This is a genomic window from Vibrio sp. D173a (assembly GCF_030248475.1).
Window position 1 is genome coordinate 1 of the sequence record NZ_JAHGAH010000251.1, and the last position, 10,874, is coordinate 10,874.

Here is a 10,874-nt window from a genome sequence, read left to right on the forward strand (position 1 = left end):
GATCAAGAGACAGCCAAAGAGGCGGGCTTTAAATTCTTCCAAGGCTACTTCTTCAGTAAGCCCGAAGTGATGCAGACTAAATATGTGAGCCCCGAACAAGTGCTGGCGCTTAAGTTATTCAGAGAAGTGTGCGTGCCTGATCCAGACTTTGGCCGGATTGAAAACATCATTACCCAAGATGTCACGCTGTCGTATAAGTTACTGCGTTTTGTGAACACACAATCGACTACGTTGGAAGTGACCATCACGTCATTCCGCCAAGCCTTGATTTACCTTGGGCAAGAAAAGCTCAAAATGTTTGTCTCACTAGTGGTAGCGTCTTATATCTCCAGTAGCAAGCCACGTGAGTTGTACAACTTATCTCTGCAACGTGCTCAATTCTGTGAAGCCATGTCGCGCTATCAACCTTTTGCGCATCTCAACGAGCAGGGTTTTATGATCGGCTTATTATCGATTCTCGATGCCATGCTCGATTTGTCTGTCGAATCTTTAGTTGGACAATTACCGTTAAGTCCTTCCGTGCAGCAAGCCTTGTTGCATCGCCAAGGTGAATACGGCGCGTTACTGGCAATCGAAGAGTGCTACGAGCGTGCCGATTGGGCGGGCGTGGAGCAATTCTCTCAGCAGCTCGGGCTTTCTGTCGACGATGTGAAGTCTGAGCTTGGCGAAGCCGTTCGCTGGAGCCAGACCTTTTCTGGCGCCTAATCTGATCAAATATTAAACTTTTATTACAGTCGAGCGCGATCGCTTGACGGCATCTCAGTTTTAAATAACTATATACGCATATCCATATGTAGGTATGTATTTATGCTTCCACATCAGTTCTTCAAACTTCTTTCCGACGAGACTCGTGTGCGCTGCTTAATGCTGGTGGTTCGTGAAGGGGAAACCTGTGTTGGTGATTTGGCTTATGCATTACAACAAAGCCAGCCCAAGATTTCTCGCCATCTGGCCCAGCTAAGATCGAATGGTATTTTAGTTGATAAACGTCAGGGGCAATGGGTGTACTACGAGCTGTCCGATCAATTACCGGGATGGATGCAAAAATTGATTGATGACTTGGTGGCCTCAAACTGTTTGAAGAAAGAGTACCAAGAAGACATTTCACGATTGCACGATAAAGCTCGTGCAGCTTGCTGCTAATAGTAAGTGTTACCAGTTTATAGGTTTAAAAAGGTAGAAGATTATGACGATTAAAGTAGGTATTAACGGTTTCGGTCGTATCGGTCGCTTGGCATTACGCGCAGCGTTTGATTGGCCAGAGCTAGAGTTCGTGCACATCAACGATGTAGCGGGTGATGCAGCGACGCTTGGCCACTTACTTGAGTTCGATTCAGTTCAAGGTCGTTGGAACCATGCAGTGCAAGTTGAAGGCACAGATATGGTGATCAACGGTAAGCGCATTACGACTTCACAAGAGCGTGATATTGATGCTGTGAACTGGGGTCAATGTGATGTTGTGATTGAAGCAACGGGCGTTCATCGCAAAACCTCATTCCTAAACAAATACCTAGAACAAGGCGTCAAACGTGTTGTTGTTAGCGCACCAGTAAAAGAAGACGGCGTAGCTAACATCGTAGTGGGTGTGAACGACCACATTTTCGACCCAGCGCAGCACCGCATCGTAACCGCTGCGTCTTGTACAACGAACTGTATTGCACCAGTAGTGAAAGTGATTCACGAGAAACTGGGCATTGAACAATCGTCATTCACAACGATTCACGATTTAACTAACACACAAACGATTTTGGATGCGCCGCACAAAGACCTACGTCGTGCACGTGCATGTGGCATGAGCCTGATCCCAACCACAACGGGCAGTGCGACTGCAATTGTGGAAATCTTCCCGGACCTAAAAGACAAGATTAACGGTCACGCGGTTCGTGTTCCTCTAGCAAACGCATCGCTGACAGACATCATTTTTGATGTGAAACGTGATACCACGGCAGAAGAGGTTAACGCACTACTGAAAGAAGCTTCTGAAGGCGAGCTAAACGGCATCCTTGGTTTTGAAGAGCGTCCATTGGTTTCTATTGATTACAAAGGCGACCAACGTTCAACTATCGTTGATGCACAATCAACCATGGTAGTGGGTTCTCGTATGGTGAAGATTTACGCTTGGTACGATAACGAAATGGGTTACGCGACGCGTACTGCAGAATTGGTTCGTAACGTTGGTATGGCATAAGGAGTTTTAAGATGTCTCATCCTACATGGCAATTAGATTTAGAAGCGGGCGCGTTGGTACTGACTCCATGTCCAGGTACCAAAGGCGTTGAGCTGCAAGCTTCGCTAGAACAGTTAAAAGCGCAAGGTGTAGAAGCGATTGTTACTGCCCTTGATAATGCTGAACTAGCGTCCAAAGACGTGTCTGCATTGGGCGAATTAACCCAACAGTTAGGCATGAAATGGTTCCAAATTGAGATCGAAGATGACTGTGCTCCGGGCGAAGAGTTCGCTGCAAAATGGTCACAAGCGAGTCCTGAACTGCACGCGATTCTAGCTCAAGGTGGCAAGGTTGCAATGCACTGTATGGGTGGCTCTGGTCGCACAGGTTTGTTTGCTGCGCACCTACTGCTAGAGAAAGATTGGGCGCTAGAAGATATCGTACGTGAAGTGCAAGCGCTGCGTCCTGGTGCTTTCACAAAGCCAGTACAAGTTGAGTACATCGAACGTGTAGCTCAAAACGCTTGATCAGCTTATAGGGCTTTTGGAACATCATGATCCAAAAGCTCTCTTTATGCCGTAATGGCTTACCAATTTATGTGATTTTTGCTTACTGGTCTTATGCTTAACTTATTGTTTGTTAACAAGTAATGTTTGGGTGTCTCATCAGTTGTTGTTTCACAATTTAGCGCCAGTATTGAGATGACTCAATGCTGGTGTTCAGGTCATAGAGCATTTGGAATATCATGATCTAAATGCCCTAAACGCTGTACATCTGAGGTCGTTATGATTTCAAAACTAAGCAAAAGTATTCGTCAGTATATGCTTGTGACGTTCAACTATTGGAACTTCACCGTGACGGATGGTGCACTACGTATGCTGGTGGTGCTTTACTTCCATGACTTAGGCTACTCAAGCTTAGCGATTGCTTCGTTGTTTCTTTTCTATGAATTTTTTGGTGTAGTGACCAACTTGGTTGGTGGCTGGCTAGGTGCTCGACTTGGTTTGAACAAAACCATGAACGTCGGCTTAGGGATGCAGATTTTTGCCTTGCTGATGTTGGCTGTGCCCAATGCTTGGTTGACCATTCCTTGGGTAATGGCGGCGCAGGCAATTTCGGGTATTGCCAAAGACTTAAATAAGATGAGTGCCAAGAGCGCGATCAAAACTTTGGTGCCAGACGAGCAGCAAGGTGCACTTTATAAGTGGGTTGCGATCTTAACGGGCTCGAAGAATGCGCTGAAAGGTGCGGGCTTCTTCGTTGGTGGTTTGCTGCTATCGGCGTTTGGCTTCCAAACTTCGATGGTCATCATGGCAAGTGTGCTGGCTGTTGTGTTTGTATGCAGCTTGATCTGGCTAGAAGCGGATATGGGTAAGGCGAAGAGCAAACCTAAGTTCCGTCAAATTTTTTCCAAGTCAGAATCGGTGAACATTCTTTCCGCTGCACGTATGTTCCTATTTGGTGCGCGTGATGTGTGGTTTGTTGTTGCACTGCCGATTTATCTTGGCAGCGTTTTTGGTTGGGATCACCTGATGGTAGGCGGCTTCCTTGCGGCTTGGGTGATTGCTTACGGATTCGTTCAAGGTTTTGCGCCTCGTATTACCGGCAAAGCGCAAGGTCGAGTGCCAGATGGCAGTGCGGCTCTGATTTGGGCGGGTATCCTGGCTGTCATCACTGGTGCGATTGCTTATGGCGTGCAAATCGGCTGGCAGCCAGAGCTTGTTATTGTCGTGGGCTTGATGATTTTCGGTGCTTTGTTTGCGGTGAACTCATCTCTGCACTCTTACCTGATCGTTAGTTATGCGAAAGGCGATGGCGTTTCACTGGATGTCGGCTTCTACTATATGGCGAATGCAATGGGACGTTTGATTGGTACGGTTCTATCCGGTTGGATTTACCAAGAAGCGGGTTTAGCGGCATGTCTGTGGGTGTCATTTGCTTTCTTAGCGCTAGCGACGGTCATCTCTATCAAGCTACCAAAAGCCAAAGTGGCGACGGCTTAAATCGACTTACGATTCAGAATAAAAAATGGCTCCGCCTTGGGAGCCATTTTTGTTTTTACGATTCAATATCGCAAATCAGCAAGTCTTGCTTATGGGCAAATGCGGCCTTGTTGTGCTGGCTGCGTCATTTCCATATCACCTTTCAGTGAGCGGTAAACGATGGTGTTCCAAACTTCACCATTGTCCATTTCGAATTCAATCGCGTAGTTAAGGCCATTAACCACTTGAGTGCGTACGCTTAAGATCTCTTTTAGCTTAGCTGCGGTATTCATCTGACCAAGTACAAAATCGAGTGCTTGCTGAGCTTCAGGTGTGACTTCACCTTTTGACCAGCCGCCAGCAAGGTTGTCAGCGCTGCAGATAGGGTTCGCTTCCGGTTGCGATTGTGTTGGTGCCACGGCCTCTTCCTTTTGATTACATCCAGCTAAAGCCACTACACACACCAGTGACGCTAATAATGTTTTCTTCATAAAGACCTCTCTTAATAATCTGTCCAGCATCCTAAAGGAATGAAACGGTTAGATCTGTTTCATATCCGAGAAAGCTTAGGGCTAGTGATCCCATTTGTACAATAGGATTTGTCATCAACCATTTTGCAAATCAATGATATTGGTGCGTCATCGTTGAGTTAAAAATAAGCAAAAACAGATTGTTAACTATTTAACCGGATGAAAATTGCCCTATGCTATAGACGTGAAGTTACGCAAATTAGGAAAGGGTATGAGAGAAAGGGTTCTGTTTTTCGACTTATTACGTTGTGTTGCTGCAGTGGCAGTGATCGCTATTCACGTGTTAGCGCCATATCGTAATGAGTTGGGCGTGATTCCATTTGACCAATGGGCAACGGCGGTCGGTGTGAACAGTGTGACCCGTTGGGCGGTGCCGGTATTCATTTTGATCACGGGAGCTTTGATGCTCAGTGATACACGTCCTTTTGATGCCAAGTACTACGTCAAACGGCGTTTAGGTAAAGTGTTGGTGCCTTTTTTAGTTTGGTCGATGTTTTATGCGTATTTGTCAGGTTGGACGGCGCAAGGCTTTGATTTTTCGACCGTTGAAGAAGTGGTGAGCAACAGTCCGCATCATGCAACTTACTACCATCTTGGATTCTTCTATTACTTTATTCCGCTCTATTTTGTGATTCCGTTGTTTCAATGGGTAGTCCGCAATTGTGACGACAGTGTCCTCTATGCGTACTTGGCGGTTTGGTTACTCACCAGCACTTTATTCCTATTCAAAATTGATGGACCGTGGAGCAATCAATACTGGCTTTATATGGGGTATTTACCACTCGGTTATGTGTTGTTTCAGAAAGTCCCACTTAATCGTTCTGTCGTCACGGGGTTTACGGCATTAGGGCTGGTGGCATTGGCAGTGACCTTTACTATGGTGGTGAGCAACAGTTTAGAAGCGGACAAGTACACAGTAGGGCGTTGGTTCTCATACAAAACATTGAACGTGATTCTCGCCGCGTCGATGATTTTTATGCTGTGTCGTTACTTTGGAGAAGGCCTAGCGCCCAAAGCACAGAAAGTGGTGAGTTTTATTAGCCAGCACAGTTTGGGTATTTATCTTCTTCACCCAATTTTCTTGTGGCCGATGAAAGCGTTCGGTTGGTATCAAGGCCATCCAGCATGGGTGATTCCGCTATGGATTGTACTGAGTGGTGCTGGAGCCTTGGCGATGAGCTATCTGTTCTCTAAGTCCGCCAAGACTCGCTGGTTGTTGCCGTAAATTAGCGGTTTAGGGCGAAGTGCAAGAACTTATCGCCACGGTAGGTCAATGTGCCTTTATCACCTGGGTTCAGCGCGTGGTAATAGTGCACACCGATTTGAAATTCGCGCTTTGGCCCAATTGAGCCGCGTTGTACATAAATCCAATATTCTTGATCGTCTTGGCCAGGCTCGGCATCCGGTACTTCTATCGCTTGCTTGTCCAAGATGGTCACTTGAGCACTCTGCTCAGGTGCATCCTCACCAAAGTAATGTTTGCTGTAGAAGCGGAAAAATGCCCATGCTCCAAACGCAATCAGAGCGAACAGAGCCAAAATAAGTGAGATTGGCATGATAACCTCCAATGTTTCATTGGCGCCTATTTTACAGAACTCCCTGATTAAACTACGAGTTGAGATAAATTATTCGTGATCTAGTAAAAGTGTCTTAGATTTTATTCGGCGCACTTCACATTTTATATGCGTTCAAGAGCACAATTTAAAAGGAAATTTGCACCTTTTGGCTCGAAAAAGTTCTAAATTTATAGAAGAATGAAACAACGGACGAAGGAAGGATCAAGTAAGGAGGGTTACGATGTCAGATATTGAGAAAGTAGTCATGCGTACCCGAACGATCGAAAAACTTCTGCGAACGCAATACCACGCAGAAGGGAAAGGGTTACATCAACTGATCACCAGTTGTGAAGAGCGCTTGCCGCATGATGTTGTTGCTAAACTGCGATTTATCGCAACTGTGCGGAATAAGGTTGTTCACGAAGAGGATTACAAGTTGGACGATCGAAAAGGTTTCTTGGCGGCATGTGATGCCTGCGAAAAGGAACTGACGCCGAGGAGTTCACGCTTTATTTGGCGAGCGGCGATTTTGTTAATGGCCTTGATTACGCTTGCTGCACTTGGCTTCTACTACATGCATTGGGACATTCTGGTTAAGCATTTGTAGAACACACAGTTTGAATAATAAAAAAGGGACGCGAATGCGTCCCTTTTTTATTTTAAACAGTAACTTAGTACATCATTGGCAGTGTCATTAAACCAACAACCACTGCAATCATTACCAGCCCTTGTTTTTGAGAAGAAGAAATCATAACACTACCCCTAAAATCATTGATGAACTCGATGTAAATAATATAGCACTGTTTTTGAGCTTTGATCAACTTCAAAGCGGAAAAGTTTTCAAAACTCGAACTTAACTTGGGCATTTTAACCCTAAATTGACTAATAAAACTGTGTTTTTTGTGCTGTTCTTTAAGTGTTCGACTTGATGGTTTTCTCTTCTTTTTCATTTTAAGTTGTTGATTTTAAAGTGTTAAATATGAGTAATTTTATGCTGGAATAGTGTTTCTTGTTTCAGTGTTATAGTTGGCTGACTATTTTTGCTGAATTTCTCAAAAGTTGAGAAAAATTGGTTTTGTGCTAATGAGGCTGACGTAGACGGACGTCTATTTAGTTCGCCTTTTCCTATCTGATGAGAAAATCTCGGTCTCAAAAGGGTTTGGCTTTTAGCTAAGTTATCTAAGTTTATGTTTTTGTGCTTTTTTGTCAGTATATTTAGCTATATCAGTTGGTTATGTCTGGTTGTTTGAATTTTTACTCTATCTTATTGCTGGCTTAGCAGACATTTGTATTGTCATGAGGTACCTGTTTTAGCTGTTTTAGAGGTCTGAGGAGGTGGATTCGGTTTTTGTGTTGATAATTTGCCCACAGTGGTTGTATGTCGAACAAATTGACGGTTTGTTTTTCAATTTATAATGGTTGGGGCTTTTGATGAGATTGTCGATAACATCGAGAGTGAGATAGCTGAGCTCAATGGTTGTGAGAAAAAACCTAAGCAGCAATTGACTAAGTTACGTCTACAAAATGTTGCGATTCGCTATCAAGATCCAACTTTCATGGATTATGCCTTTACATCAAGATTGGTCTACCTAGACTAGCGGCGAGATTACGTGAAAGGTGTATCGGCATGTGGAGTTGGTTAGCGATAGGGCTATCGGGGATGTATTCCGTGTTGGGGGCAAAACAGTCCAATCCAACGCAGTCTCTGACATTTAAAATCTTTACTCTGCTCTTATTGCTGATTTTAGCACTGACTGAGGGTTCCTCGGCACCTCACACCTATTGGATCGTTGGTGGTCTAGTGGTATCGATGTTTGCTGATACGCTCCATTCTTTTAAGTCTCGTAAACCTCTCTATTTTGCTGGTTATCTACTGGCACAAATCTGCTATAGCAAATCGTTCTGGGTTCAGCTCAATGGTGACATTGTGTGGTGGCTATTAGCTCTGCTGCTAGCCGCGAGTATTGTGGCGTTCTTCCTCTTATTGCCGCAATTAGACTCGATGGTCTTCCCGGTCGTGATCATGGGGATTCTGCTGGTCCAGTTGGCGTGGGCTGCAGGGGAGGTGTGGCTACAAGTGCCTAATTTTGCCAATGCGCTTGGGTTTAGCGGAACTGTCGTGATGATTTACTCCGCCTTGGCCTATGCGATACATGGTTATCGTAAGCCGATGAAACACGCCTATGTTTGGGTGAGCGGCAGTTACTTTTTGGCTCATGCATTAATTGTTGCCTCTATCATTTACTAACTTAGGTCAAAGTAAGCGGTCAGGTTTTAAGTAAACTGGACGAATTCAATTTGATGACTGGAGCCGATGATGACTGAAATTCATGCTCATAACTTACTGAACCTACTTCGTGAAACCCCAATGAATCGTGATGAGCTTGCGGCTCATTTTGGTTCTGAGGCACGCTTTCATACCTGTAAGCTGAATGATCTAGACTTAGATGCATTGCTAGAGTTTTTGCTAAAGCGCGAAAAAGTACGCGAACTGGAAGGTCAGTTTGTCGTAAATATGGCGCGTGTTTGCAATCACTAAATTGCGGCTAACTGATTATTTATGAAGGCGATAAACTCATTTCGCCTTCAGTCATATCTTCACTCAATCACTTTGCTATACTGGCCGCCAACTTTTCTGTCGAGGTCAGAACATGGACATTCTTTCTGCAGCGACCATGCTGTTTCTTATTATGGATCCGCTCGGCAACTTGCCGATTGTGTTGTCCATTCTCAAACACTTAGATGCGAAGCGTCGCCGAAAAGTACTGATCCGTGAGCTAGTATTTGCCTTGATGATTCTGATGCTGTTCTTATTCGCAGGGCAGAGCATCATGAGCTTCCTTCATGTTCAACCTGAGACCTTGAGTATTTCTGGCGGTATCATTCTGTTTATCATCGCGATTAAGATGATTTTCCCAAGTGCTGGCAGTATTAACGGGTTAGCCGCAGGTGAAGAGCCATTTATTGTGCCGATGGCCATCCCTATGATTGCCGGGCCTTCGGTGATTGCTGCGCTGCTTTTGCTCTCTTCTCAGCATCCAGACAAGATTATGGAGCTGTCTGCTGCGGTGTTGATTGCTTGGGGCGCAACTTTCTTCATTTTGATGTTTTACAGTTTCTTCCACCGCATTTTGGGAGAGCGCGGCCTGAAAGCGATTGAGCGTTTGATGGGGTTGCTGTTGGTAATGATTTCTACCCAGATGTTCCTAGATGGTGTGAAGAGCTACATGGGTTAAGTCTTTGCCTATAGAATGATACAAAAAAGCCGCTCTCGATGAGCGGCTTTCGTTTATCTGTCAGTTACATCATGTGCTTACGACGAATATCGAGCAGAGCGAAAATACCAAAAATCAAAATTGAGTACTTTTCCCATGTGCTCATCTTAATCTTGTCACCAAACGCGCCGATGAAGATCGCCATTTGCAAACCGTGCATGATGAACAAGAAAGCGGTCATGATGTACAACGCAATCGCTGCTTTGCCCGGGAATGGCATAAAGAAGTTGAGGATCAATACGAACCAGACAAAGGCGATGGCCGCTTTAGCCAGTATCAATAATGCTTTCATTTAACTATCCTTTTAAATTGAGGCTTTAAGCTGGTGAGCGTTCGTACAAACGGTAACTCACTTGACCTGCGGTTTTCTCGCGGTGCAGGTGCCAGTTTTCTGGTAGCCCAGCAATGTTCAGCTCTTTTTCAGTTTCAATATAAATCATCGCATCTTCAGCAAGCCAGCCGTTTTGCTCCAGCAAGGTCACGGTTTCATCCAATAATCCTTTGCGAAACGGCGGATCGATGAATACTACGTGGTGAGGCGTACCCGGTTGCTGCAAAAAGCTGATCGCATCGGTGTTCACAACTTGAATGTTGTTGGCATTCAAAGACGCGACATTCTTTTGCAGTTGCTGAAATGCTTGTGGGTTTAGTTCAATCATCGTCACTTGATCGGCTTGGCGCGAAGCGGATTCAAAGCCTAAACCTCCTGAGCCGGCGAACAAGTCGAGACACTTCGCCTGCGGCACATCTTGAGCTAACCAGTTAAACAGGGTTTCTTTTACGCGATCCGTGGTTGGGCGTAGGCCTTCTGCATCATGAACAGGGAGCTTTCTGCCTCTCCATAAACCACTAATAATGCGTACAAAGCCTGTTGTTGGCTTTTTTTGTGATGAGTTTTGCTGGCGACGTCTTACCATAGATTTTTTGACCGCTAATAAAGTGATACTATACCCAATCGCCCAAGCTTTGAGCTTGGATACAGCCCAGAATATTCAAGATGACAGAGTGTAACACTAATAAGATTAGATTCACCTAATTGGAAAGTTTTCACAACTTTGTCATTCGCCTTTTCTGTAAAGTTAATATTCTTGTCAGAAAAGAGTCATTAATAGATAAGAAGACAATCTAGGATAGCCCCAGATGACGGAAAAAAAGAAGCGCGGATTACTTTCGTGGCTAGGTTTTGGTGATGAAGAGCAAAGCCAAAAACCGACAACTGAAGAGTCAGTAAAAGAAGAAGCAGCGGAAGCTCCTGCCGCCGAGCAACAACCCACAGAAGAAGTTGCCGAGCAAGCAGAAGAAAAAGCAACGGTTGAAGCTGAGCCGGAGAAAGCCGAAGCTGCCCCAGCAGAAGCAGAAGCAGA

Annotated in this window: 16 protein-coding genes and 1 pseudogene; 12 read left to right on the forward strand and 5 right to left on the reverse strand. The window is 45.0% G+C overall.

Annotation, left to right across the window (positions count from 1 at the left end):
• From KIV40_RS22195 to arsJ, 5 genes are all read left to right on the forward strand, one after another.
• On the forward strand, nt 1-705 hold a 705-nt coding region (locus tag KIV40_RS22195), incomplete at its 5' end, for an EAL and HDOD domain-containing protein (RefSeq protein ID WP_285351350.1).
• Between the two features lie 102 nt (nt 706-807).
• Nucleotides 808-1,143: a metalloregulator ArsR/SmtB family transcription factor gene (locus KIV40_RS22200; protein WP_045421287.1), complete on the forward strand. Its 336-nt coding sequence runs from the start codon at nt 808-810 to the stop codon at nt 1,141-1,143.
• Between the two features lie 43 nt (nt 1,144-1,186).
• Complete coding sequence (locus KIV40_RS22205; protein WP_045401016.1) at nt 1,187-2,188, forward strand: ArsJ-associated glyceraldehyde-3-phosphate dehydrogenase; 1,002 nt, start codon at nt 1,187-1,189, stop codon at nt 2,186-2,188.
• Between the two features lie 11 nt (nt 2,189-2,199).
• On the forward strand, nt 2,200-2,694 hold the full coding sequence (locus KIV40_RS22210) for a cyclin-dependent kinase inhibitor 3 family protein (protein WP_005430331.1): 495 nt from the start codon (nt 2,200-2,202) through the stop codon (nt 2,692-2,694).
• A 258-nt stretch (nt 2,695-2,952) separates the two neighbouring features.
• Nucleotides 2,953-4,170, forward strand: coding sequence for an organoarsenical effux MFS transporter ArsJ (gene arsJ, locus KIV40_RS22215; RefSeq protein WP_285351351.1), 1,218 nt, complete (start codon nt 2,953-2,955; stop codon nt 4,168-4,170).
• An 89-nt stretch (nt 4,171-4,259) separates the two neighbouring features.
• Here the strand turns inward: arsJ and KIV40_RS22220 are convergent, their stop codons facing one another.
• On the reverse strand, nt 4,260-4,640 hold the full coding sequence (locus tag KIV40_RS22220) for a cystatin domain-containing protein (RefSeq protein ID WP_134978024.1): 381 nt from the start codon (nt 4,638-4,640) through the stop codon (nt 4,260-4,262).
• Between the two features lie 250 nt (nt 4,641-4,890).
• Between KIV40_RS22220 and KIV40_RS22225 the strand changes: the two genes are divergently transcribed.
• Entirely contained in the window at nt 4,891-5,904 is a 1,014-nt protein-coding gene (locus KIV40_RS22225) for an acyltransferase (RefSeq protein ID WP_005430361.1), read from the forward strand.
• 1 nt (nt 5,905) lies between these two features.
• Here the strand turns inward: KIV40_RS22225 and KIV40_RS22230 are convergent, their stop codons facing one another.
• The gene (locus KIV40_RS22230; protein ID WP_285351352.1) at nt 5,906-6,235 is read right to left on the reverse strand and encodes a DUF2500 domain-containing protein; all 330 of its coding nucleotides are present in this window, start codon (nt 6,233-6,235) and stop codon (nt 5,906-5,908) included.
• Between the two features lie 241 nt (nt 6,236-6,476).
• Here KIV40_RS22230 and KIV40_RS22235 point away from each other — a divergent pair, with 241 nt between their 5' ends.
• The gene (locus KIV40_RS22235; protein ID WP_005430355.1) at nt 6,477-6,842 is read left to right on the forward strand and encodes a hypothetical protein; all 366 of its coding nucleotides are present in this window, start codon (nt 6,477-6,479) and stop codon (nt 6,840-6,842) included.
• A 64-nt stretch (nt 6,843-6,906) separates the two neighbouring features.
• Here the strand turns inward: KIV40_RS22235 and KIV40_RS22240 are convergent, their stop codons facing one another.
• The gene (locus tag KIV40_RS22240) at nt 6,907-7,185 is read right to left on the reverse strand and encodes a hypothetical protein (RefSeq protein WP_285351355.1); all 279 of its coding nucleotides are present in this window, start codon (nt 7,183-7,185) and stop codon (nt 6,907-6,909) included.
• Nucleotides 7,186-7,650: 465 nt separating this feature from the next.
• On the opposite strand from KIV40_RS22240, the gene KIV40_RS22245 reads away from it, so the two are divergent.
• The 4 genes from KIV40_RS22245 to KIV40_RS22260 all read left to right on the forward strand — a co-directional run bounded on the left by KIV40_RS22245 (nt 7,651) and on the right by KIV40_RS22260 (nt 9,471).
• On the forward strand, nt 7,651-7,833 hold the full coding sequence (locus KIV40_RS22245) for a hypothetical protein (protein ID WP_285351357.1): 183 nt from the start codon (nt 7,651-7,653) through the stop codon (nt 7,831-7,833).
• Between the two features lie 29 nt (nt 7,834-7,862).
• On the forward strand, nt 7,863-8,483 hold the full coding sequence (locus KIV40_RS22250; RefSeq protein ID WP_285351359.1) for a lysoplasmalogenase: 621 nt from the start codon (nt 7,863-7,865) through the stop codon (nt 8,481-8,483).
• Between the two features lie 69 nt (nt 8,484-8,552).
• Nucleotides 8,553-8,774, forward strand: a complete 222-nt coding sequence (locus tag KIV40_RS22255) for a YecH family metal-binding protein (protein ID WP_010650549.1) — start codon at nt 8,553-8,555, stop codon at nt 8,772-8,774.
• Nucleotides 8,775-8,886: 112 nt separating this feature from the next.
• Nucleotides 8,887-9,471: a YhgN family NAAT transporter gene (locus tag KIV40_RS22260; protein ID WP_285351362.1), complete on the forward strand. Its 585-nt coding sequence runs from the start codon at nt 8,887-8,889 to the stop codon at nt 9,469-9,471.
• A gap of 64 nt (nt 9,472-9,535) precedes the next feature.
• Here KIV40_RS22260 and KIV40_RS22265 read toward each other — a convergent pair whose 3' ends face one another.
• Nucleotides 9,536-9,802 (reverse strand): DUF1145 domain-containing protein, encoded by a 267-nt coding sequence (locus KIV40_RS22265; RefSeq protein ID WP_005430368.1) that lies wholly within the window; start codon nt 9,800-9,802, stop codon nt 9,536-9,538.
• A gap of 25 nt (nt 9,803-9,827) precedes the next feature.
• Nucleotides 9,828-10,427 carry a 16S rRNA (guanine(966)-N(2))-methyltransferase RsmD gene (gene rsmD, locus KIV40_RS22270; RefSeq protein WP_005430362.1) on the reverse strand — a complete coding sequence of 200 codons (600 nt, stop codon included), beginning with the start codon at nt 10,425-10,427 and terminating at the stop codon, nt 9,828-9,830.
• A gap of 223 nt (nt 10,428-10,650) precedes the next feature.
• On the opposite strand from rsmD, the pseudogene KIV40_RS22275 reads away from it, so the two are divergent.
• Nucleotides 10,651-10,874 (forward strand): annotated as a pseudogene (locus KIV40_RS22275) (signal recognition particle-docking protein FtsY); the annotation flags it as partial.